The sequence below is a fragment of the uncultured Sulfitobacter sp. genome (genome assembly GCF_947497275.1).
Classification (GTDB): Bacteria; Pseudomonadota; Alphaproteobacteria; order Rhodobacterales; family Rhodobacteraceae; genus Sulfitobacter.
The window spans coordinates 92,655-115,409 of the sequence record NZ_CANMFS010000006.1 but is presented as its reverse complement, the minus strand read 5'-3'; the positions used below and the strand labels follow the sequence as shown (position 1 = coordinate 115,409).

Below are 22,755 nucleotides of genomic sequence, written 5' to 3'. Positions count from 1 at the left end.
CTAAAGGAGAACATCATGACAGACACCCCCGCCCGCTTCGCCTTCGTCAAAGCACGCTGGCACGCAGACATCGTAGACCGCGCATGGGAGGGGTTCTGCGACGTGATCCCCGCCGACCAAAGCGATACCTACGACGTACCCGGCGCGTTCGAGATGCCGCTCAGGGCGCAGCAACTGGCAAAGACAGGTAAATACGATGCCATTATCTGCGCCGCCTTCGTCGTGGACGGCGGCATCTACCGCCACGATTTTGTCGCGGCGACGGTCGTGGACGGCCTGATGCGCGTCGGGCTGGATACCGGCGTGCCGGTCCTGTCCGTCTCGCTCACGCCGCACCAGTATCAGGAAACGGACCATCATAACGCCATCTACCGCGCGCATTTCGTCGAGAAAGGCCGCGAGGCCGCGCGCGCAGCGCTGATGATCACGAAAGGCACCTAACCCAGATAGGCCTTCAGCTCCGGCGGCGGGTTGTCCATCAGGGCCGCCGCCGGTCGCGGCGCGGCGGCCCGACCGCCCTCAACAAAAATCACCTCGTCGGCGATGCGCCGCACGTCCTCGGGTGCGTGCGTGACCATCACCAAGGCGGCCCCCGTTTCAGCCACTAATGTCTGCACAAGGTCCAGCATCTCGCGCCGCAACGCCGGGCCCAGCGCCGCGAAAGGTTCGTCCAGCAACAGCAAGGGCCGCGCCTGTACCAGCACCCGCGCGAGCGCCACGCGGCTTTGCTGCCCTCCCGATAGATTGCCCGGGCGCGCATCGGCGAAACCCGACAAACCAACCCGCGCCAATGCCTCCGCGACCCGTGCGCGGTCTTTCGCGTCCAGCCGCAGACCGGGCCGGATGCCAAGGCCCACGTTCTGCCGTACGCTCAGATGCGGAAACAGATTGTTATCCTGAAACAGCATCGTCATCGGGCGCGCACCGGGGGCCGCATCGGTAATGTCGCGCCCCTCCCACACCAGCCGTCCGGCGCTGAGTGGGACAAAACCGCTCAGCGCGTTCAGCAGGGTCGACTTACCGGCCCCCGACGGACCGATGACAGCATATTTGCACCCCGGTTGCAGCGAGAAATCAGCTTTCAGCGTGAAGTCACCCAGCGCAATCACCGCGTCTTCAAATGTCAGCACGCCAGCGCCCTCCCTTGTCGCAAATCCAGAAGATGCCGAGGCTCAGCGCCAGCAGCAAAAGCGCCGCACCCGCCGCCGCCTCCATCCGGTAGGCGCCCATCAGGCGGTACATCTGCAACGGCAACGTCACTGCATCGGGGTCCGCAAACAGCGCGATCACCCCCAGATCGCCCATCGACAGCGCGCCGGTCAGACCGGCGGCAAACCCGATCTGCACGCGCAGCCGCGGCAGGATCAACAACCGCCACATCGGCCACCCGGTCAGACCCAGTGTGGCGCTCAACCGGCCATAGGTATCAAGCGTGTCGCGCATCCTTGGCACCAGAATGCGCAGCGCGAACGGCAGCGCCATCATCGCGTTGACCAGCACTGTCACGACCAGCGCAAAATCGAACGGATCAGCATAAGGGTTGATCAGAATGAACCAGCCGGTGCCGATCATCAAGGGAGAGGCCGACAAGCCAAGCAAGCCGACCGCTTCGACCCCGCCACCCTCGCGCCCCGCGATCCAACCCGCCATCGGCAACGCGAGGGCCAGCATCACGACAATGCTCGTCCCCGCCACAGCAACCGAGATGCCCGCCGCGTGATAGACGGATGCAGGCATCTGCGGCAGTCCCACGGCACCGCGCAAAACGACAGCCGTCAGCGGCAGCAGCAAAAACGCCGCCGCCACCACAATCGCCACCGCGTCGATGGCCCGTTGCGCGCCGCCGCGCGCGTCCCACCGGCGCAGTGGTCGGTCCAGACCGCCGCCCACCGCAATTGCGGGCACGAACTGCAAAGCGACAATCGCCATGCCCCCCGCCAGCACCAGCTGCAAGATCGACAGAAGCGCCGCGCGGCCCAGATCGAAATCAAAGCGGAAGGCCTGATAGATCGCCAGCTCAATGGTCGTGGCGCGTGGCCCGCCGCCCAGCGTCAGCGCCACGGCAAAGCTGGTCAGACAGATCACGAAAACCAGCGCCAATGCGCCCGGCACAACCTGCATCAGCATCGGCCACTCCACGGCCCGGAACATCGCGCGCGGGGTCAGGCGCAATTGCGCGGCCAAACGAAACCGCTCGGACGGGATGGATTGCCAGCCCTGCAACAACAGCCGCGTGGCAAGCGGCAGGTTGAAAAACACATGCGCCAGCACAACGCCGTGAAAGCCATAGATCGACATCAGCGGCAGCCCCGCCGTATCCAGCGCCAGATTGGCCCAGCCGCTGCGCCCGAATACGGTCAGTAAACCAAGCACGGCAACGATCACCGGAAGGATGAACGGCGCGCCCAACAGCGTCACAAGCGCCGCGCGCCCGACGAACCGCCGCCGCGCCAGCGCACGCGCGACCGGTACGGCCAGCACGACCGACAGCACCGCCGACCACAACGCCTGCACCACGGTAAACCGGATCGCCAGCCAATCGCTGCGCACCAGTCCGGCCCCTGCATCCGCACGGCTGAGCACCGCGCCCAGCGCGGCGAGGATCAGCACCAGCACCAGAAGGGTGGCACCAATCCCCGATTTGCGGCTTATCGCGACAGCGCGTCGAGCCATTCGGCCAATGCTGCGTCGCGGATCGCCGGCACCTCGTCACTGGGTGTCAGCAAAGCCTTTTCCGGAACTGTCAGTGTCTCGAACCCCTTGGGCAGGCCGTCCGCCGGTGTCACGGCGGGATACATCCAGTTGGTTGTGGGCAGGATCGTCTGCGCCGCATCCGATACCATGAACTGCATGAACCGGTCAGCGAGTGCAGGCTGGTCCGTCGCCGCCAGCTTGCCCAGCACTTCGATCTGCATGTAGTGGCCTTCGTCGAACGCCGCAGCCGCCTTGCTGTCATCTTCCTCCGCGATCAGATGGTAGGCGGGCGAGGTGGTATAGCTCAGCACCATGTCGGCCTCGCCTTCCAGAAACAGGCCGTAAGCTTCGGACCAGCCCTTGGTGACGGTTACGACATTATCGGACAGCCCCTGCCAGACTGCCGGGGCATCGTCACCGTAGGCGGCCTTGACCCACATCAGCAGCCCAAGTCCGGGCGTGGAAGATCGCGGATCCTGAATCACGATTTTCAGATCGCTTTCGGCCAGCGCCCGGAAATTCGCGGGCGGGGTCAGATCCGTGTCGTGCACGAATGCGAAATAGCCCCAGTCGTAGGGCGCGAACACCGTGTCGGTCCAGTCGATCGGCAGGGTATAGGCCGCGTCGACCTGCGTATCGGTGAACAGGTCGGTTTCCTTCGCCGCGGCGATCAGGCTTGTATCAAGCCCCATCACCACATCAGCATCCGTACGCGCGCCTTCCAGCTTGAGCCGGGCCAGCAATGCCGCGCCGTCGCCCATCCCCACGAGATCGAGATCGCAGGCGCAAATCTTCTCGAACGCCTTTTCAATCGCGGGGCCAGGCCCCCATTCGGACACGAAACTGTCGTAGGTATAGACGGTAAGCTCGGGCGTCTCCGCCAGTGCCGCCGTGGCAGCCAGTGTTGCAGTCGCAAACGTGAGATACTTCATAGCATCCTCCAAATTGCGGCGTCGAGAGGCGTTTGGATGGATGTCCAGACCTTCCCTCCGCCGGTGTTAACCGGTTCAGGTTCAACGGGTCCGTACTGTCGTACATCTCAGCCAAAGGCCCCCCGAGGTGCCTCAACAGGTAGGACGCGCGCACGCCCTTGGCAAGGCAAAACCCCTTGAGGCGCGCCACCGCCCCCGATATGGCAGTGAGTAAAGGAGTGCCGCCCGATGTCGATCAACAGCTTTGGCCATCTTTTCCGCGTGACCACCTGGGGCGAAAGCCACGGTCCGGCTCTTGGTGCGACGGTCGACGGATGCCCTCCGGGCGTCGCCATCGACGAAAGCATGATTCAGCACTGGCTCGACAAGCGCAAACCCGGCCAGAACAAATACACCACCCAACGGCGCGAGGCAGACGCGGTGCGCATTCTGTCGGGCACCTTCGAAGGGGTCACGACCGGCACGCCGATCCAGCTGATGATCGAGAACACCGATCAACGCTCAAAGGACTACGGCGACATCAAGGACAAGTTCCGCCCCGGCCATGCCGACATCACCTATTTCCAGAAATACGGCGTGCGCGACTATCGCGGCGGCGGACGGTCCTCGGCGCGCGAAACGGCGGCACGGGTCGCGGCGGGTGGGCTGGCGCGCGAAGCGATCAAGGCCATCGCACCGGATCTGCAAATCACCGGCTACATGGTGCAGATGGGCCCGAACAAGATCGACCGCGACGCCTTCGACTGGGACCAGATCGGGGAGAATCCGTTCTGGGTGCCCGACGCACAGGCCGCGACCGACTGGGCGGCCTATCTCGACGGTCTGCGCAAATCCGGCTCGTCGGTGGGCGCCATCATCGAAGTCACCGCGCGCGGTGTGCCGGCAGGCATCGGCGCGCCGGTCTATGGCAAGCTCGACACCGATCTGGCCGCCGCGATGATGAGCATCAACGCCGTCAAAGGCGTGGAGATCGGCGAAGGCATGTCGGCGGCGATGCTGACGGGCGAATTGAACGCGGATGAGATCTTCATGGGGCCGGACGGGCCGGAGTATTCATCGAACCACGCGGGCGGTATCCTTGGAGGGATCAGCACCGGGCAGGACATCGTGGTCCGCTTTGCGGTCAAGCCCACGTCGAGCATCCTGACCACCCGTCAGACCATCACCAAATCCGGCGAGGAAACCGAGATCATCACCAAGGGCCGCCACGACCCTTGTGTCGGCATCCGTGCGGTGCCGGTGGGCGAGGCGATGATGGCCTGCGTGATCCTTGACCATCTGCTGCTGCACCGGGGCCAGATCGGCACCAACCGCGGGATCATAGGACCGAACGCATGAGACGCTCATGAAGGTCGAGGATTTCTCCGCCCGGCCAGCGCTGGGCGTTGCGCTCAAGGTGATGGCGATTCTGCTCTTTACCTGCATGTCCGCGATCATCAAATCGACGGCCGACGAAGTACCGCCCGGGGAGGCGGTGTTCTTCCGCTCTTTCTTTGCGATCCCCGTGATCCTGATCTGGCTGGTTCAGCGCGGCCAACTTGGCGTCGGGCTGAAGGCGAAAAATCCGATGGGCCACGTCTGGCGCGGGCTGTTCGGCACCACGGCGATGGGATTGACTTTCGCCGGTCTGGGCCTTTTGCCGCTGCCCGAGGTGACGGCCATTGGCTTTGCCACACCGATCTTCACCGTTCTGCTTGCCGCCCTGATGTTGGGCGAACGTATTCGCGTGTTCCGCGTCAGTGCGGTTGCCATCGGGTTGATCGGGGTCATCATCATCCTTTGGCCCCGCTTTGGCGGCGCGCGGATGGACCAGATGGCGACGATCGGCGCGCTCATGATTCTGGGCGCCACCCTGGTGCGCAGCCTCGTGCAGATCCATCTGCGCCAGCTTGTGCAGAACGAACACACCGCCGCGATCGTGTTCTATTTTTCGGTCACGGCTTCAGTCCTGGCGCTGCTCACGGCACCCTTCGGATGGGTCATGCCCACCGCCGGAACGCTGGGGCTGCTGATCGCTGCCGGGCTGATCGGCGGCGTGGCGCAAATTCTGGTCACATCGTCCTACCGCTTCGGCGCGGTTTCGATGCTGGCACCGTATGACTACACCTCGATGCTTTTCGCGATCATCCTGGGCTATTTCATATTCGACGAACTGCCCACGGCGCTGATGCTGGCGGGATCGGGGCTTGTCATTGTTGCGGGAATTCTGGTGATCTGGCGTGAACGGCAGCTCGGCGTCGAACGCGGTAAGGTGCGTGCGGTAAGCGAGCCGAAATCGTAAACCGAAATCAGGGGCAAACGCCTCGGAAAGGGAGACTTCAGATGTCCGACAACGGCAAGACCCACAAGGAACAGATGCAAAAACTGCAGACCAGCCAGCGCGAAAAGGTCGCGGAGCTGCGTGACCCAGACAAGGGCCTCGTCCTTGTCCATACCGGAGCGGGCAAAGGCAAGTCATCGAGCGCCTTTGGTGTCATCATCCGTGCACTGGGCTGGAAACAGCGTGTTGGGGTCGTGCAGTTCATCAAGGGCAACTGGATCACCGGCGAACGGCAGTTCTTTGACCGTCTGGGCGGGGTGATATGGCACACGATGGGCGAAGGTTTTACTTGGGACACTCAGGATAAAGAACGCGATATCGCTGCGGCGCAGGCGGCTTTCGCCAAAGCCCGTGACATGATGGAAAGCGGTGAATTCGATCTGGTCGTGCTGGACGAGATCAACATCGCAATGCGCTATGACTATCTGTCCGCCGCCGAAGTGATCGCGGGACTGGACGCGCGCGACACCCGAACCGGCGTTATCCTGACCGGGCGTGATGCCAAACCGGAGCTTTGCGCCTACGCCGATCTCGTCACCGAGATGACAGAGGTAAAACATCCGTTTCACACCGGCATCAAGGCCCAGCGCGGCGTCGATTTCTGAAGGCAAAACCATTATGGACCAAAAAGTTGCTTTGATCACCGGCGCGGCGCGCGGCATCGGCCTTGCCACGGCGCGACTGTTTCTCGACGAAGGCTGGCTTGTTGCGATGCTCGACCGCGACGGGCCCGAGTTGACGAAGGCGCAGGCGGCGCTGGGCCAGGGCACAAGCGCGTTTGAATTCGACGTATCGGATCCGGCGCAGGTGCAAGACTCCATCGAACAAGTGCTCGCCCACTTCGGTCGCATCGACGCCCTGGTCAACAATGCCGGTGTCGCGGATTTCGGTCCTATCGAGCAAACGGACTATGACCGCTGGCGCACTGTTATGGCGACGAACATCGACGGTGTTTTCCTCATGTCCCAGGCCGCAACGCCCGCGTTGAAGCAGACCAGGGGTGCGCTTGTGAACATCGCGTCCATCTCGGGGCTGCGCGCCTCGACGCTGCGCGTTGCCTACGGCACATCCAAGGCCGCAGTCATTCATCTGACCAAGCAACAAGCGGCGGAACTGGGCGAATTCGGCATCCGCGCCAACTGCGTCTGCCCCGGCCCCGTCCGTACGAAACTTGCCATGGCAGTCCACTCGCAGGACATCATCGACGCCTATCACGATGCGATCCCGCTCAATCGCTACGGCTCGGAACGCGAAATCGCCGAGGTGATCGTTTTCCTGTGCTCGGATCGGGCCAGCTATGTCACCGGACAGGTCATCGCATCCGACGGCGGCTTTGAAAGCACCGGCGTGGGCCTTCCCGCCCTGCGCGGCTAGAAACGGAAAAGCAGTCCTGAAGTTTTTCCGGCATCCACCGGAGGCGTGCTAGCCTGTCCTTCCTGACAGGGCGAATCGCCGCGAACAAGAGCGCCGCCCTCAACCCGTGGAGGAACCTCATGACACTCAAACATCTCTCAGTACTTTGCCTTAGCCTGGCACTTGGCGCGGGAGCGGCCAGCGCGCAGGACTGCGCACACTCCGAGCAATGGGGCGCGGACGACACGCTCGGCTCCGCCAACCTGGTGACGCCGGAGCGGACGCTGGAGGCGGTCAAGCTGATCAAACAAGGGAAATCCATGCCGCTGGGCATCGCCATCGGCCCCAACACGCCGGCCTTCCCGCCCCGGTCGCTCGACTTGCAGATCGTACAGCCGAACCAGCAAGGCGGCCAGAAACTCTCGGGCTTCGGCTACGAAGGCAACTACAACGACGATATCCTTCATACCTGGATCGGCATCGGCTCGCAGCTTGACGGGTTGGGCCACCTTGGCGAAAACGGCCACTATTACAATTGCCTCGACGAGAAGGAGATCAGCGCCATTGCCGGTCTGACCAAGCTGGGCACCCATGCCGTACCGCCGCTCGTCGGCCGTGCGGTGATCCTCGACATGGCGAAACACGCGGGCGTCGAGGTGATGGCCGCGGGACAGGGCTTTGGCTCGGAAGAGATCAAGGCGGCGGCGGAAGCGCAGGGCGTCACCATGGGCGAGGGCGATATCATCCTGTTCCACACCGGCTGGACCGAAGGCATGCTTGAGAGCGAGCCGATGGCCTGGGGCGGTACAGAGCCGGGCCTGAACAACGAAGGCGCGGAATATATCGCCTCGCTCAACCCGATGGCGGTGGGCGCCGACACCTGGGGTCTGGAGCCGATTCCCACCCCCGAAGGTGACAAGGTGTTTTATGGCCACGTCACGCTGTTGAAAAAGAACGGAATCTACATTCTGGAGACGATGAACGTCGGCCCGTTGCTGCGCGAGGGCGTGTCCGAGTTCATGTTCGTTCTGGGTCAGCCGCGCATCGTCGGTACCGTACAGGCGATGATCAATCCGGTCGCGCTGTACTGAACCAATGGCGGCGGGGCTGATCCCGCCGCCGACACATCAGGCGCGCACCAGCTTTTCGTAACTTTCCGCGATGTCGCGGGTCAGCGCACCGACCTCGAACTTGAAATCGCCGATCTGGCCCACCGGCGTCACTTCGGCGGCGGTGCCGGTCAGCCAGCACTGCTCGAATCCTTCAAGCTCTTCGGGCATGATATGGCGCTCGTGCACCGTGATACCACGTTCGCGCAACATACCGATGACCGTCTGCCGCGTGATCCCGTTGAGAAAGCAATCGGGATCGGGCGTGTGCACCTCGCCGTCTTTCACGAAGAATATGTTCGCGCCCGTCGCCTCGGCGACATAGCCGCGATAGTCATACATCATCGCGTCCGAACACCCCTTCTGCTCTGCCGCGTGTTTCGACATGGTACAGATCATGTAAAGGCCCGCCGCCTTGGCGTGGCTCGGAATCGTTTCGGGCGAGGGACGCTTCCACTTGGAAATGTCGAGTTTCGCGCCTTTCATCTTGGCGTCACCGTAATACGCGCCCCATTCCCACGCGGCGACGGCCATGCGCACCGGGTTGCGCGCCGACGCAACACCCATGTCCTCGCCCACACCGCGCCACGCGATCGCGCGGACATAGGCATCGTCCAGACCGGACGCCGCCAGCACTTCGTTCTTGGCGGCTTCAATCTCATCCACCGTGTAAGGCACCTGAAAATCAATCATCTCGGCGGAGCGGCGCAGGCGCTCCGAATGTTCACGGCTTTTGAAAATCTTGCCGTTGTAGGCACGCTCGCCCTCGAACACCGACGACGCATAATGCATCGCGTGCGTCATTACATGCACGTTCGCGTCCCGCCAGGGGATCATCTTGCCATCCATCCAGATGTGCCCGTCACGGTCATCGTATCCGCCCGCCATGCTGTATCCTTTCCAGATCATTCAATTGTTTACGATTGTTGCGTAATCCCTCCCGCCGGGAGACATAAAATTACACAAAAGCTGGTTTTGACTAGCCTTTCGGCCTTGGAGTGTCAACAACACTGACATAAAGTGATACCGCCCGACAGTGGGACCCGACAGACGCGCTCGATATAGCAGGAGAATACGATGGACAGGCGGACACCGGCACTCAAAAGCGGCGAAGCCCTGCTGTTTCTGACCGACGAGCAACTGCGCCAAGGCATAGAGGCGATGTTCTTTGCCTATCGCGGGTTTACCGCCGATCCTGACAGGATCCTGGCCGATCTCGCCTACGGTCGCGCGCACCACCGGGCGATCCATTTCATCAACCGCGCACCCGGCACGACCGTCAACAACCTGCTCAATCTGCTGGGCGTTACAAAGCAATCTCTCAACCGTGTCTTGCGCACGTTGGTCGCGGATGGTCTGGTACAAAGCACGGTAGGCCGCCAGGACAAGCGGGAGCGGCACCTCAACCTGACGCAGGCGGGACATGAATTGGAACAGACCCTCTCAGATGCCCAACGCGCGAGAATGCGCGCCGCCTACCGCGAAGCAGGACCCGAAGCCGTCGCCGGATTCCGCACCGTGCTGGAGGCCATGATGGATAATGAAATGCGTGCCAGCTACGCGCGGTTGAAAGACATCGGCCCATGACCCTGCCAGACACGCATCTCCTGGTCGTTGACGACGACGAGCGTATCCGCACCCTGCTGCAGAAATTCCTCATCCGGCACGGCTTTCTCGTCACGACCGCACGCGATGCCGCACACGCGCGGCGCATTCTGGAAGGGCTGGAGTTCGACCTGATCGTTCTGGATGTGATGATGCCGGGCGAAGATGGCCTCAGCCTCACCCGTCATTTGCGCGCCACCATCGAAACGCCGGTTCTGCTGCTTACCGCAAAGGGCGAGACGGACAACCGGATCGAAGGGCTGGAAGCGGGCGCCGATGATTACCTTGCAAAACCATTCGAGCCGAAAGAACTGCTGTTGCGGATCAACGCCATCTTGCGGCGGATTCCCGAGCAGGTCGTGGAAGACGCTGCTCCGAAGGTGCTCACGCTGGGGGCGATCCGCTATGACATAGAGCGCGGCGAGATGTGGCAGGGAGAAGAACTGGTGCGGCTGACGGCGACGGAAATCCAACTGATGAAGATTTTCGCCGCCCACGTGGGCGAGGCCTTGAGCCGCACAAAGTTGGTCGAAGAGCTGGGCCGCGACCGGGGACAGGCACAGGAACGCGCTGTCGATGTTCAGATCACGCGGCTGCGTCGCAAGATCGAGGACAATCCCAAACAGCCCAGCTATCTGCAAACGGTGCGCGGCGCTGGCTATATGCTTGCCCCCGACTGATTCCGGTTTGCTTCCGGACCGATTCCCGAAAACGCAACAATCCCGAAAACGCAACAATCAGACGGGCGGCACCACTGGTCGCCGCGAACGAAGGGCGTTAGTGTCGGCCTGTATCTGATTTGAGGGCCGTTTTATGACCGACACACCCGTAGACGACATGAGCTTTGAAGCGGCGATGGCCGAGTTGGAAAAAGTGCTGGGCCAGCTTGAACGCGGCGATGTGGCGCTCGAGGAAAGCATCGCCCTGTACGAACGCGGCGCCGCCCTGAAGGCGCGCTGCGAGGCCAAGCTGAAAGAGGCCGAGGAAAAGGTCGCGGCGATCACGCTGGACGCCGATGGCAATCCCCAGGGGCTGAAACCGGTCGAAGGACTGTAGGGTGGGCAACTTCGCGCGCGCGCTGGCAGATGCCCGCGTGATCGCATCCACGCAAATCGCGGAGGCGCTTGAAGGCACCCAAGGCCCCGTGCGCGAGGCAATGTTGTATGCAACCCGCGGCGGCAAAGGGCTGCGCGCCTTTCTGGTGTTGGAATCCGCGCGTTTGCACGGTGTCGAGACCGACGATGCCGCCCCTGCGGCGGGGGCGATCGAAGCATTGCACGCCTATTCGCTGGTCCATGACGATCTGCCCTGTATGGACGACGACGACACGCGGCGCGGCCAGCCCACGGTGCACCGTAAATGGGACGAGGCCACTGCCGTTCTGGCGGGTGACGCGCTCCAGACGCTGGCGTTCACGCTGGTTGCAGACGCCGGTGTGCCTGATGCCGCGCGGCTGACGCTGGTTCAAACGCTCGCCACCGCGGCGGGCGTACGCGGCATGGTCGGCGGTCAGGCGCTTGATATCGCGGCGGAAACAGCGGCGGCGCCTCTTACGCTCGACCAGATCACGCGGCTGCAGGCAGGCAAGACAGGTGCGCTTGTCGAATGGTCGGCGATGGCGGGGCCGCGCATGGCGCGCAACGACACGAATGCGCTGGGCCGATACGCACGCGCTCTTGGCCTCGCGTTCCAGATCGCCGACGACATTCTGGACATTGAGGGTTGCGCCGCGACCGTGGGCAAAGCCGTGGGCAAGGATGCAGATGCAGGCAAGGCGACTTTTGTGTCCCTTCTTGGGCTGTCGGGCGCAAAGACCCGCGCGCGCGCGCTGGTTGACGAGGCCTGCGATGCGCTATCTGTTTATGGCAGCGATGCCGAGACCTTGCGCGCAGCGGCCGAGTTTGTCATTGCGCGCAAGAACTAGGGACGAACGCATGACCGATACACCCGCCACCCCGCTTCTGGACCGCATCCAGCGCCCCGCCGATATGAAACGGCTCTCCGACCGCGAGCTTGTCCAGCTTGCCGGGGAAGTGCGCGCCGAAACGATCTCGGCGGTCTCCGTCACCGGCGGACATCTGGGCGCCGGTCTGGGTGTGGTCGAGCTGACGGTGGCCCTGCACGCAATTTTCGACACGCCAAAAGACAAGATCATCTGGGACGTGGGCCACCAATGCTATCCCCACAAGATCCTGACCGAACGCCGCGACCGGATTCGCACCCTGCGGATGAAAGACGGGCTGAGCGGATTTACCAAGCGCAGCGAGTCGCCCTATGACCCCTTCGGCGCGGCGCACAGTTCCACCTCGATCTCCGCAGCTTTGGGCTTTGCCGTGGCGCGCGATCTGGGCGGCGTGGTGCCCGAGGGGCTCGGCGACGCAATCGCGGTGATCGGTGACGGCTCCATGTCGGCGGGTATGGCCTATGAGGCGATGAACAACGCGGGCCACCTCAAGAAACGGATGATCGTCATCCTCAACGACAACGAAATGAGCATCGCCCCACCCGTCGGCGCAATGTCCGCCTACCTCAGTCGGCTGTACGCCGAAGAACCGTTTCAGGACCTGAAACTGGCGGCCAAGGGAGCGGTCAGTCTGCTGCCCTACCCGTTCCGCGAAGGGGCCAAACGCGCGAAGGACATGCTCAAGGGCATGGCCATCGGCGGAACGCTGTTTGAGCAGTTGGGATTTTCCTACCTCGGCCCGATAGACGGGCACGACATGGACCAGTTGCTGCCGGTTTTGCGCATGGTAAAGGCCCGCGCGACCGGACCGATCCTGGTCCATGTGCTCACCAAAAAGGGCAAGGGCTATGGCCCCGCCGAAAAGGCGCGCGACCGCGGACATGCCACCGCGAAATTCAACGTGATCACCGGCGAGCAAAAGAAAGCACCGTCGAACGCGCCGAGCTATACCCGCGTGTTCGCCGATGCGCTGCTGAGTGAGGCGGCGTCGGACGACAAGATCTGCGCTGTGACCGCCGCGATGCCCGACGGCACCGGCCTGAACCTTTTCGCCGAACGCTACCCCTCGCGGTGCTTCGACGTCGGCATCGCCGAACAGCACGGCGTAACCTTCTCCGCCGCCCTTGCCGCCGGCGGGATGAAACCGTTTTGCGCGATATATTCGACGTTTCTGCAACGCGGCTACGATCAGGTCGTGCATGACGTCGCGATCCAGCGGTTGCCGGTGCGTTTCGCCATCGACCGTGCAGGGCTGGTCGGCGCCGACGGCGCGACCCATGCGGGTGCCTTCGATATCGCCTATCTCGCCAATCTGCCCGGTTTCGTTGTGATGGCCGCCGCCGATGAGGCGGAGCTGAAACACATGGTCGCGACTGCCGCCGCGCATGATGCGGGCCCTATCGCCTTTCGCTTTCCACGCGGCGAGGGGCGCGGTGTCGAGATGCCGGAACGGGGCAAACCGCTGGACATCGGCAAGGGCCGCATGATCCGTACCGGTAGCCGCGTGGCGCTCTTGTCATTCGGCACCCGCCTTGATGAGGTTGAAAAAGCCGCCGAAGCTTTGGCCGCACGTGGAATCGACCCGACAATCGCCGACGCGCGGTTTGCCAAACCGCTGGACCGCGATATGATCCTCGGCCTCGCCCGCGACCACGAGGCGTTGATTACCGTCGAAGAAGGTGCGGTCGGCGGTTTCGGCAGCCACGTCGCACAGCTGTTGGCGGAAGAAGGCGTGTTCGACGCCGGGCTGAAATACCGCTCGATGGTGCTGCCCGATATCTTTATCGACCAAGCCAGCCCGGCGGACATGTATGCGGTCGCCGGCATGAACGCCGAACAGATCGAAGCCAAGGTGCTCGATACGCTAGGGATCGGGCAAATCGGCGCGCAAAGCGCCTAGTCCCTGCGCGCAGCGATCAACTGGTCCAGCTTTGCTTCGAGGGTCAGCAGCTTCTCTTGCATATCGGCGCGGTATGCGTCGGTCGACGCGACCGATTCCTCCTGATGCGCGTCCTGCATCGAGTTCACGATCAGACCAACCAGCAGGTTCACGACGGCGAACGTCGTAACCATGATGAACGGAACGAAGAACCCCCATGCGTGGGGGTACACCTCCATTACCGGACGCACGATCCCCATCGACCAGCTTTCCAGCGTCATGATCTGGAACAGCGAATACCCCGATCTGCCCAGCGTCCCGAACCAGTCGGGAAAGCTTGACCCGAACAATTTGGTCGCCATCACGGCACCGATGTAGAAGATCAGAGCCATCAGTAGAAATACGGACCCCATCCCCGGCAAGGCGGTCACGAACCCTTCGACCACGCGGCGCAGGCGCGGCGCGGCCGAGACAACGCGCAGCACCCGCAGGATCCGCAAGGCACGCAGGGCAGAAAACCCTTGCGCCGCAGGTACCAGCGACAGCCCGACGATGACGAAGTCGAACACGTTCCAGCCGTCGCGAAAGAACCGAAGCCGATAGGCGATCAGCTTTGCCACCAGCTCCGCCACGAAAATCGCGAGGCAAATTCTGTCGAGCGTAAGGATCAACTCGCCCGCGCGCGCCATCACGGCGTCGGATGTTTCCAGACCGAGGATAACGGCGTTGAACAGAATCACGTACAGAATGATGTTCCGAATGCGCGAAGATTCCAGAAATGTGCTTAGGGATGTCTGTGTGCTCACGCTGGTCTCCTTGGCCGGCAACTTCGCCCTATATGGCCGTATCGCCGCGCCGCAGCAAGGCGTCGGCAGCCGCCTTCAGATGAGAAAGAACAACCCGAGCGACAACGTGAGCGCGATCATCAGATAGCCTGCGATCACGAAGAGGCCGTCGCGGGTGAACAGCCCGAAAACCAGCAACGCGATCGTCCCCGCGCCCAGTGACGATACCAGCGGCAGAATCTCCAGCAGGGGCCAGCCCAACGGGATCACCACGCAGCACGCCAGCGTTCCGAACCGTATGATCCCACCGCTCAGCCACATGAGGCGGGGGCGGGTAAGCCGGTCAAAGAACGCGCAGGGCCGACGCAGCCACGCAACCATCGCGATCAACCGCGACGCCTTCAACGATCGCCGCAGCATAAATTCCGGGAGCCAGAGACGCCTGCGACCGCCAAGCGCCTGCGCCGACAGCAGAATAACGAGGGCTGCGGAAAATGACGGAACACCGGGAATGCCGGACAAGGGAGACACCAGAAGGATCGTCACCACCAATACGGCTGGCATGATCGAGTTGGTCCCGATCTGTCCCAGAACATCGCGTACCGATACCGGATCGCTTTCCCGCGCGGCGTTCTCGATACTGTCGAGCAGATCAGCCAAAATACGGTTTTTCGTTTTCGACATTCAACGTTCGGCGAGGGCCAGATTGGCGGCAAGGCCGCTCCTGTAATCGGGATGGATCAGCTTCCATCCCAACGTCCTTTTGGCATGATCGTTCCGGACCCGCTTGTTATCGTTATAAAAGCTGCGCGCCATGCCGGAAAGCGCCGCATCCTCGAACGGTTCTTCAGGCGGCACGGGAAGGCCCAGAAGGCTCGCGGCAAAAGCGATGACGTCCTGCGGTGGGGCCGGCACATCGTCGGTCAGATTAAAGATTGCCGGACCTGCGGGCGCTTCGAGCGACAGCTCCAGCGCCGCCGCGATATCGTCGACATGGATGCGGCCAAATAACTGCCCCGGCTTGATGATCCGCCGTGCAGTCCCGCGACGCAGCTTTTCGAACGGCCCCCGCCCCGGCCCATAGATGCCGGCCAGTCGAAAGATATGCAGCGGCAGATCCGAAAGCCCAAGCCAGTCGGCTTCGGCTCTGATGCGCGCGCGACTACGCTCCATTTGCGCGTTCAGCGGTGATCGTTCATCGACCCAGTTGCCCTGATGATCGCCGTACACACCGGTTGTCGACAAATAACCCACCCACCGCATCTTCGGCGCAGCGGCTTGGAACGCATCGCGCAACACATCAAGCACCGGATCGCGGCCCGCCTCCGGCGCGGCGGATATGAGGACGTTGGGGAACTCCTGCACCAGTGTGCGCGGATCGGTCCCTGGCCACAACAGCGGTTCGACGCCCGTTGCGGCGATCCGATCGAAATTCTGCGTGCTGCGGGTCGTGCCGACGATGTGCCACCCTTCGGGCACCAGACGCGCGGCAAGCGCGCGCGCGCTGTATCCATAACCAAAGCACAACAATCGTTTGTCCATCGGTCCTCCTGAGAGACGCGTATGTCAGTCAATACCCGGAAGATACGCACGAAAAAACGGCCTCCCCCGCCAGGGGAAGGCCGCTTGATCCAAGTCCGTGACTTGAATATTAGTCTTCTTCGCCGCCGGTTGTGCCGGTCGCGTCGTCGTCATCATCGTTGTTGTCGATGACTGCTGCCAGAACGGCTGCTGCTGCAACGGCACCAACAACAACTGGAAGGCCGATGCCGGAACCGACTTTCGGAACGAAAACACCTTCGTCAGCTGGCTCAGCTTCGTATGTCGCTGTGTTCAAGGAACCCGCAAAGGAAGAAGTTGCCAGAGCGGCAATCAAAGCGGAGGCGGAGAGTGTTTTCAACATTTTAGTCATCCTATGTTACTAATGATCGAGCCGAAACCCATGTTCATTCTTGTTTGGAACCTAGTGGAAAGTTATCGGCTTCACAACGGGCTAAAAATTTCTGTCGGAATTATTCTGCCCAATTTCAGCGTACTGTTGCGAAAAAGTCTAACTCTTGAGGAGGATCAATTCAAAATAGCCGGATTTCAGGCCAACCCACTGCCGGGACTTGCGTACCAGCCCTGTTGAATCCTCTACCCAGTACTCATTGTCGATCCGCAGATCACCTGTTGGCCCCCCAATACAGGCCTCTTGCATGCGGGTTGCATTAAACCGTTGATTCACGACGGTAACTGACCCTCTTTCGGCAACTGTCACGGTGCACCGAAACTGCATTCGGGTCGTCGTTACGTCACCGTCTGACAGAATATATTCCCGCACACCGCTTGCACTCGCGCGATTCGCGAGCGCCCGTACTGTCAATGCTGCATCTGCAGAAATAATATCGCCGCCGACGCCACGTGTGCCGACAACGACGCCATTTCTAAGGAAGACCAGCGCGTTATCCGATGATTTCCAGATTTCGACACGCCCCGGAACCGAATCATCGCGGGTCGCAACGCGCTGCAAGAAGTCGCTGCCACCCGCGATTTCAGGATTGACCTGAAGCGCCGCAACCTTGGTCTCCGCAAGCATCTTGGGCGTTACGACAACTTTGGCGGGCCGACCGGCACGGCGCGCGTCGACACCCTGCTTCAATGTCCCGCCGATTAACCCGGCCAAACTCTGCTGTGTTGAACTCTCGGATCCGCACCCGGCAAGAAGCGCCGCCGCGACGACGGCCAAACCAACACGCCTTGCGACACGCATCATTCCCAAACCCCTGACCAATTGCCTACAAGTGAGTTGCGGTGACCACTTCGCACCTGATCGTACAGTCGGTTTGGAACACTCAGCCGCGCGCCGCCGTCTCGCAGGACGGGGCGGATGGTGGTCCCGAATTTCCGCCGATCGGAACGCCCGACGAACCATTCCACCGGAATCGTAAGCGTGATCCCCTTGTCAAACGATCCCTCGCCAAAATCATCCGAAGACACATCGGTGAGCGTGAAGAACCCGCCGACCTTCCAACCGTTGTCGAACTCCCGTTCAAGGGTCACAGTCGCGCCGGTGTCGCCCGCGAGGTATCGGCCCACATCGAGCTGACCGATGAAACCATTGTCGAATTCATAATACGCCGAGGCGTGGCCCGTCGCGACGGTATAGTCCTGAAATCCGAAACGTTGATCAAAATCGCGCTGCTTGACGTAATTCGCTTCTACACCAAATGCGAGCCGGCTGGTGGCGGGCTTCCAAAGGACCTCTGCCGAAGCACCGCCGTACATTTTCTCAAGATAGCCCGCCGTCATGCGCGCGTAGTAATCCGGTGCCGGTTTCCATTGCCGGTTAACGTACAATCTCCGCAGCATCGTGTCCGACCCTCGTGCGTATAGCGGAGCGTTCGTTCTGACACGCGGAAGAACGGAATCGCTCTCGCGGTCGGTGTCGCCAACATTGCCGAACAGGCGGTGCCGGACCTCGCCCGCCACCGTCCATCCGGGGGCTGGTTGATAGGACAGGTTCAGGCGGATACCACCGTCAACACGCACTGGTTCATCCGGATCGAAATAGCTTTGCTCGATGAACGGGCCAAGCGACCAGTTGAACGCCGGGAACAGGTCCTCGTTGTGCGCGCCGCCCGGAAGGTTCGGGGCCGCGCTGTCGATGCCCGCAACCGCCAACAAGGCATCCGACGCGTTGGGATGTGTTTCCAGCGCCTCAAGATCCGAACGCCGCAACACAATGGCCGATTGCGCCAGGTTGTCCACGACAGGAACAATGCGGAAAGTTTCGACCGACGCCGGCAGAACCCGCGCCATCGCACGCGCCACCCGACCGACGGAAACCGTCGTCGCGCCGTATCGTTCGTTGGTATAGCGGACCTCCGTGGTGGACGCGGTCGTTTTCGTTTCGACCAGGACCAGGCCCTCGGCCTCCAGCAACGGAACCAGAGCATCGCGCACGGCTGTCGACGCACCGCTTTGCGACGCGGCCCAATCGCCGTTGTACGCCTGCGGATCTACGCGCCGCGCGGGCCGCACGTCATAGGGGCGCGGTGCCGCGATGCGCAAGGCCGACGCGGGCCGCTTGGGATTCAGCTGCATTGCCAGATTGACCCCGATCTCGGAGCCGTAGAGATAATATCCGCCCACGCGGATGGAATCCGATACCTGGTATTCCGCGCCGAAATTGAACCGTGAATCGCGGTCGAAAACGCCATCAGCCTGTTCGGCATCGTAGGCATCCGAACTGTACTCCGCCTTCAGCCCCCACTTGTCGTTGAGCTGCCATTCAAGGCCGGCGAACGGCGCCATCTGCCCGCGAAACCACTGATCGGTCGACAATTCGCCACCGCGCGTCGATGAATCAAAACTTGGACGGTCCTCGCCGAAGGGCGTGCCGATGCTGCCGGAGCTGCCAAACCGGCCCCAGCCAACACCCACCGTCGCCTTGAGGTTTCCGGGCAAACGCCCGCCCGAGAAATTCTTCGTCGCCGCCACGAATTCGCCTGCATAGATACCGGTACCGGCGAAATCCTGAAGCCCGACCGTCACCGAGGGCAGATATCGCCCCTCGCGGTTGACCAGAAAGCGGACATCGAAACTGCGGTCGCGGTAGGTGTCCCGTCCGTCGATGTCCAACCCATCGATGCCGGAATAGCGAAAGCTCGCCGAGATCCGTGGCATGGCCTGAAATGTCAATGTGGTCCGCGTCTGTCCACCAAAGCTGGATACGCCAACGGTGAACTGGCCATCTGGCATCGCCTCGCCCGACGGCATGTCGATCAGACCCGCCGCCCCGTAAAAGTTCAGCGAGGGCCGGTCCGGCGTGCGGAACACCGCATCCGCATCCTGGGCCGCCAGAAACGAGGGGGATGCAACCGTTGTGCCGATCGCTAGAATGCGTGTTGTTCTGTGTACTGCGCGTCGGATCATTTTCTGCTCTCTGCCCGGCATATGCTCGCCCTGCTTATGACACTTCACAAGGCCCGATGGCAACATGCACTCGGCATTCGGCGGCGCAGCGGTGAATGTCGTGACAAATCTGCGCTGTGCCTTCAGGATGCGCTGACCAGCGCCACGGTTTCGTGGAAGCCTTCGACCCACCGACGCACGACTTCGCGGGCCCTGTCTTCGTCACTGGCGACGAAGGCTTCGCGCAGACTGCGCAGCGCACTGGCGATTTCAATCTGCGACAACCCTTCCTCACGGGTCGAGAAGATCTTGGGGTAGACCGTCCCGATCACGTCATCTGACAGCGTCAGCTCTTCGGTCATCTTTTCGCCGGGACGCAGGCCCGTTATTTCGATCTCGATGTCACCATCCGGATTGTCCGCATCGCGCACTTCATACCCGGCGCTTTCGATCACCTGCCGGGCAAGTTGCAGGATCGGAACCGGCTTGCCCATATCCAGAACGAAAACCTCGCCGCCGCGGCTGATCGCCCCCGCCTGCAGCACCAGCTTGACCGCCTCCTGCACCGTCATGAAGTAGCGTTCCACCCCCTTGTCGGTCACGGTAAGCGGACCACCCCTGCTCAACTGCTCCTGAAACAGCGGTACGACGGACCCCGAAGACCCCAGGACGTTCCCGAACCGCACCATCGAAAAGACAGTGGTGCCCGTACTCCCGGCGCGTTGGGCAAGGTCCTGCACGACCATCTCGGCCAGCCGCTTTGACGCGCCCATCACGTTCGCAGGTCTGACCGCCTTGTCCGATGAAATCAGGATGAACCGCTCGACTCCCGCCTTCGCGGCCTGCTCTGCCAGTGTCTGCGTTCCGAAGACGTTGTTCACCAATCCCGTCAGCGGATTTGCTTCGACCAGTGGCACATGTTTGTACGCAGCCGCGTGCAGAACGACCTGCACGCCATGGACGGTCAGCAGCTTGCGCACCTGACGGCTGTCCGTAACCGTCCCGAGCACCGGCAGAATGTCCACCGCGATCTCCTCCTGCTCGGCGATGCTGCGCATCTCCATGTCGATCTGGTACAGGCCAAGCTCGCTCAACTCGAACAGGATTATCTTGGACGGCTTGCAGTCAAGCACCTGGCGACACAGCTCGGACCCGATAGACCCGCCCGCGCCCGAAATCAGCACGACCTTGCCCGCGTAGGTCATGCGCGCATCGCCCAGCGGGTGGTCCACTTCGGCACGCCCCAGAAAGCTCTGCGCTGAAACCGGGGTCAGCTTGTCGACAAGCGCCTTCTCACCGATCAGCTGCGAGAACGAGGGCAAAGTCTGCACTTCAAGCCCCATTTTCTCAAGTTTGCGCGCGATCTGCGCTTGTTTGGGCCGGCTCAGCGACGGAACCGCAAGCAACACGCGGTCGATCTGCTTTTCCTTGACCAGCTCTGAAATCCGCACCGGGGTGTAGACCGGCAAGCGGGCCACGCTCATACCCTGCAACCCCTTGTTATCGTCGACAAAGGCGACGGGTTCGATGGTTTCGTGGCCGCGCAACGCCGAGACCAGCTGCGCGCCGGTCGTACCCGCGCCGTAAATCAACACGCGGCACCGATCGGCGCTGTGGCGATAGACGGCCAGCACCAGCTGCAGCATCACGGCACGGCTGGCCACCGCCAGACAAAAGAAAACCACGCCGAACACCATGTGAAACCCGACCGGCAGGTTCAGGCCGGCAATATCGCTGAATATCAGCGATGCTCCGGTCAGCAAGGCTGCGTAGACAGCCGTCAAACCCACGGCAGAGGCCTCGAACGCGCTGACCTGGATGTCGCCGATCCCGATCCAGAACGATAGCCCGACAGCGGCGGCCAGCATATAAGGCAACACCGGCAGATAGCTGTACAGGTTGGAGCCAAGGCCCCCCGGAAGATCGAACACCGCAAACGCGAAGACCAGCGCAACCGGCACGATTGCCGCATCGAGCACCAGCATAATCCGGCGCTTCTGCGATTTGTTCAGTGACTTGATCCAGCTAAGCATAATTAGCAAACAACCGCCCTCGGCCTTGTAAAACGACGCACTCATAACGATCCCGGCCCCGAATCGCGCAAATGCACCGGGAGCGGTGGTACCGGAAATTTTGCGCTACACTACCGTATTTGCAGAAAAAAGTGCAACAATTGGTAAAGCCGGATCAAAGTGGCGGATAACGGCCAATGATCAATGCTTTCGCCCGCTGCGCCGGAACAGGTTCGCCGCGGTCTGTACGATCAGCTTCACATCGTAACAAAGGTTCTGATTGCGTTGATAGATGAGGTCAAGCCGTGCCTTGCGAGGCACGCAGATGCGGCTGTAGACGTCGTCGGTCTGCGCAACCGTCTTGCAATGCGCCAACAGCCGTTCCTCATGCTTGTGAAACCGGATCGAGGCAAGCCCCGTCACACCGGGGCGCGACCTGAGCACCGCGCCGTAAATCTCGGGAAACCGCTCGACATAGGCGCGCAGCGGCGGGCGCGGTCCGACAAATGACATATCCCCCTTCAGGATATTCCACAGCTGTGGAAATTCATCCAGCCGCTTCGCCCGCAGACGTGCCCCGACCGGCGTGATGCGTGCCGCATTATGCGCGCCCGACACATCCTGTCCCCGGTCGACGACCGTCATCGTCCGGAATTTCAACAGGCCGAAAGACTGATCCGGCGATTTCATCCGCTCAGCCACGTAAAACAGCGGCCTGCCCTGTTTCAGATAGACATACACAACCAGCGCCAGAATGATCGGGCCCAGCACGATGACCAACAGCCCGCCCAACAAAAGGTCGAACAGGCGCTTTTGCCATGTCATCGCTGCACCTCACAGCCAGAGGCGCGCGGAGCTATAAAGGCGCTGCAGCGAAAGCAGTGGCACAGCAGCGACGACAAGGCCGCGACCTGAATATCATCCATCGGCCGTCCCGCACCCTGCGCAATCGCGCCACCGACCGCCCGCGATACTTTGTGCCTGCATCGTGCCTCGTCGCATAAAATGTGGTCCGCCGCGCCGAAACCGCAACATGTGCGACCCTCGCACGACAAAACCGCACCAAACCCTGCCAATACTTGCCACCTTCGACCCCGAAATGATTGACCTCGCGTCTCTATGCAGTATCTTGCCCGGAAGCAATTTCCAAGCCTTGCCCCGCTGGTCACATGCATGGCAAACACACAAGAGAATTCCTGACAGAAGA

Annotated in this window: 23 protein-coding genes and 1 riboswitch; of the genes, 11 read left to right on the top strand and 12 right to left on the bottom strand. The window is 61.9% G+C overall.

Annotated elements, in window-relative coordinates; all coding sequences use genetic code 11:
- Nucleotides 1-15 precede the first annotated feature (15 nt).
- A complete protein-coding gene (locus Q1A06_RS13610) occupies nucleotides 16-441 on the top strand; it encodes a 6,7-dimethyl-8-ribityllumazine synthase (RefSeq protein WP_299564543.1) in 426 nt (141 codons plus the stop codon).
- On the opposite strand, the gene Q1A06_RS13605 is transcribed toward Q1A06_RS13610, so the two are convergent.
- Genes Q1A06_RS13605 through thiB form a run of 3 tightly spaced genes read right to left on the bottom strand, consistent with a single transcriptional unit; the run spans nucleotide 438 to nucleotide 3,626 of the window.
- A complete protein-coding gene (locus Q1A06_RS13605; protein ID WP_299564540.1) occupies nucleotides 438-1,130 on the bottom strand; it encodes an ATP-binding cassette domain-containing protein in 693 nt (230 codons plus the stop codon). The two genes, Q1A06_RS13610 and Q1A06_RS13605, sit on opposite strands and share 4 nt — an antisense overlap.
- A complete protein-coding gene (locus Q1A06_RS13600) occupies nucleotides 1,117-2,673 on the bottom strand; it encodes a thiamine/thiamine pyrophosphate ABC transporter permease ThiP (RefSeq protein ID WP_299564537.1) in 1,557 nt (518 codons plus the stop codon). The genes Q1A06_RS13605 and Q1A06_RS13600 overlap by 14 nt, the downstream gene beginning before the upstream one ends.
- Nucleotides 2,649-3,626 (bottom strand): thiamine ABC transporter substrate binding subunit, encoded by a 978-nt coding sequence (thiB, locus tag Q1A06_RS13595; RefSeq protein ID WP_299564534.1) that lies wholly within the window; start codon nucleotides 3,624-3,626, stop codon nucleotides 2,649-2,651. Before thiB ends, Q1A06_RS13600 begins: the two co-directional genes overlap by 25 nt.
- Nucleotides 3,627-3,661: 35 nt before the next feature.
- Nucleotides 3,662-3,761, bottom strand: a riboswitch (TPP riboswitch).
- Nucleotides 3,762-3,854: 93 nt separating this feature from the next.
- Here thiB and aroC point away from each other — a divergent pair.
- The 5 genes from aroC to Q1A06_RS13570 all read left to right on the top strand — a co-directional run bounded on the left by aroC (nucleotide 3,855) and on the right by Q1A06_RS13570 (nucleotide 8,390).
- Nucleotides 3,855-4,964, top strand: a complete 1,110-nt coding sequence (gene aroC, locus Q1A06_RS13590; protein WP_299564531.1) for a chorismate synthase — start codon at nucleotides 3,855-3,857, stop codon at nucleotides 4,962-4,964.
- Between the two features lie 7 nt (nucleotides 4,965-4,971).
- Nucleotides 4,972-5,907: a DMT family transporter gene (locus Q1A06_RS13585; protein ID WP_299564528.1), complete on the top strand. Its 936-nt coding sequence runs from the start codon at nucleotides 4,972-4,974 to the stop codon at nucleotides 5,905-5,907.
- Nucleotides 5,908-5,948: 41 nt separating this feature from the next.
- The gene (cobO, locus tag Q1A06_RS13580) at nucleotides 5,949-6,551 is read left to right on the top strand and encodes a cob(I)yrinic acid a,c-diamide adenosyltransferase (RefSeq protein WP_299564526.1); all 603 of its coding nucleotides are present in this window, start codon (nucleotides 5,949-5,951) and stop codon (nucleotides 6,549-6,551) included.
- 13 nt (nucleotides 6,552-6,564) lie between these two features.
- Nucleotides 6,565-7,320 (top strand): SDR family oxidoreductase, encoded by a 756-nt coding sequence (locus Q1A06_RS13575; RefSeq protein WP_299564523.1) that lies wholly within the window; start codon nucleotides 6,565-6,567, stop codon nucleotides 7,318-7,320.
- Between the two features lie 119 nt (nucleotides 7,321-7,439).
- Nucleotides 7,440-8,390, top strand: a complete 951-nt coding sequence (locus Q1A06_RS13570) for a cyclase family protein (protein WP_299564520.1) — start codon at nucleotides 7,440-7,442, stop codon at nucleotides 8,388-8,390.
- 36 nt (nucleotides 8,391-8,426) lie between these two features.
- Here Q1A06_RS13570 and Q1A06_RS13565 read toward each other — a convergent pair whose 3' ends face one another.
- Nucleotides 8,427-9,296, bottom strand: coding sequence for a branched-chain amino acid aminotransferase (locus tag Q1A06_RS13565; RefSeq protein ID WP_299564994.1), 870 nt, complete (start codon nucleotides 9,294-9,296; stop codon nucleotides 8,427-8,429).
- Between the two features lie 189 nt (nucleotides 9,297-9,485).
- On the opposite strand from Q1A06_RS13565, the gene Q1A06_RS13560 reads away from it, so the two are divergent.
- The 5 genes from Q1A06_RS13560 to dxs all read left to right on the top strand — a co-directional run bounded on the left by Q1A06_RS13560 (nucleotide 9,486) and on the right by dxs (nucleotide 13,876).
- The gene (locus Q1A06_RS13560) at nucleotides 9,486-9,995 is read left to right on the top strand and encodes a MarR family transcriptional regulator (protein ID WP_299564517.1); all 510 of its coding nucleotides are present in this window, start codon (nucleotides 9,486-9,488) and stop codon (nucleotides 9,993-9,995) included.
- Nucleotides 9,992-10,693 (top strand): response regulator, encoded by a 702-nt coding sequence (locus Q1A06_RS13555; RefSeq protein ID WP_299564514.1) that lies wholly within the window; start codon nucleotides 9,992-9,994, stop codon nucleotides 10,691-10,693. Before Q1A06_RS13560 ends, Q1A06_RS13555 begins: the two co-directional genes overlap by 4 nt.
- A gap of 133 nt (nucleotides 10,694-10,826) precedes the next feature.
- Nucleotides 10,827-11,069, top strand: coding sequence for an exodeoxyribonuclease VII small subunit (locus Q1A06_RS13550; protein WP_299564511.1), 243 nt, complete (start codon nucleotides 10,827-10,829; stop codon nucleotides 11,067-11,069).
- A gap of 37 nt (nucleotides 11,070-11,106) precedes the next feature.
- Nucleotides 11,107-11,937, top strand: a complete 831-nt coding sequence (locus tag Q1A06_RS13545) for a farnesyl diphosphate synthase (protein WP_299564992.1) — start codon at nucleotides 11,107-11,109, stop codon at nucleotides 11,935-11,937.
- Between the two features lie 10 nt (nucleotides 11,938-11,947).
- Entirely contained in the window at nucleotides 11,948-13,876 is a 1,929-nt protein-coding gene (gene dxs, locus Q1A06_RS13540; protein WP_299564508.1) for a 1-deoxy-D-xylulose-5-phosphate synthase, read from the top strand.
- Here the strand turns inward: dxs and Q1A06_RS13535 are convergent.
- The 8 genes from Q1A06_RS13535 to Q1A06_RS13500 all read right to left on the bottom strand — a co-directional run bounded on the left by Q1A06_RS13535 (nucleotide 13,873) and on the right by Q1A06_RS13500 (nucleotide 22,373).
- On the bottom strand, nucleotides 13,873-14,601 hold the full coding sequence (locus Q1A06_RS13535; protein WP_299564990.1) for an ion transporter: 729 nt from the start codon (nucleotides 14,599-14,601) through the stop codon (nucleotides 13,873-13,875). The genes dxs and Q1A06_RS13535 overlap by 4 nt on opposite strands.
- A 135-nt stretch (nucleotides 14,602-14,736) precedes the next feature.
- Entirely contained in the window at nucleotides 14,737-15,324 is a 588-nt protein-coding gene (locus tag Q1A06_RS13530) for an exopolysaccharide biosynthesis protein (RefSeq protein WP_299564505.1), read from the bottom strand.
- On the bottom strand, nucleotides 15,325-16,182 hold the full coding sequence (locus Q1A06_RS13525) for an SDR family oxidoreductase (RefSeq protein ID WP_299564502.1): 858 nt from the start codon (nucleotides 16,180-16,182) through the stop codon (nucleotides 15,325-15,327).
- A 109-nt stretch (nucleotides 16,183-16,291) separates the two neighbouring features.
- Complete coding sequence (locus Q1A06_RS13520; protein ID WP_299564499.1) at nucleotides 16,292-16,543, bottom strand: hypothetical protein; 252 nt, start codon at nucleotides 16,541-16,543, stop codon at nucleotides 16,292-16,294.
- A 147-nt stretch (nucleotides 16,544-16,690) separates the two neighbouring features.
- The gene (locus Q1A06_RS13515; RefSeq protein WP_299564496.1) at nucleotides 16,691-17,368 is read right to left on the bottom strand and encodes a YjbF family lipoprotein; all 678 of its coding nucleotides are present in this window, start codon (nucleotides 17,366-17,368) and stop codon (nucleotides 16,691-16,693) included.
- Between the two features lie 23 nt (nucleotides 17,369-17,391).
- The gene (locus Q1A06_RS13510) at nucleotides 17,392-19,557 is read right to left on the bottom strand and encodes a YjbH domain-containing protein (RefSeq protein ID WP_299564493.1); all 2,166 of its coding nucleotides are present in this window, start codon (nucleotides 19,555-19,557) and stop codon (nucleotides 17,392-17,394) included.
- Between the two features lie 122 nt (nucleotides 19,558-19,679).
- Nucleotides 19,680-21,569 carry a nucleoside-diphosphate sugar epimerase/dehydratase gene (locus Q1A06_RS13505; RefSeq protein WP_299564988.1) on the bottom strand — a complete coding sequence of 630 codons (1,890 nt, stop codon included), beginning with the start codon at nucleotides 21,567-21,569 and terminating at the stop codon, nucleotides 19,680-19,682.
- 180 nt (nucleotides 21,570-21,749) lie between these two features.
- Nucleotides 21,750-22,373: a sugar transferase gene (locus tag Q1A06_RS13500; RefSeq protein ID WP_299564491.1), complete on the bottom strand. Its 624-nt coding sequence runs from the start codon at nucleotides 22,371-22,373 to the stop codon at nucleotides 21,750-21,752.
- Between the last annotated feature and the right edge of the window lie 382 nt (nucleotides 22,374-22,755).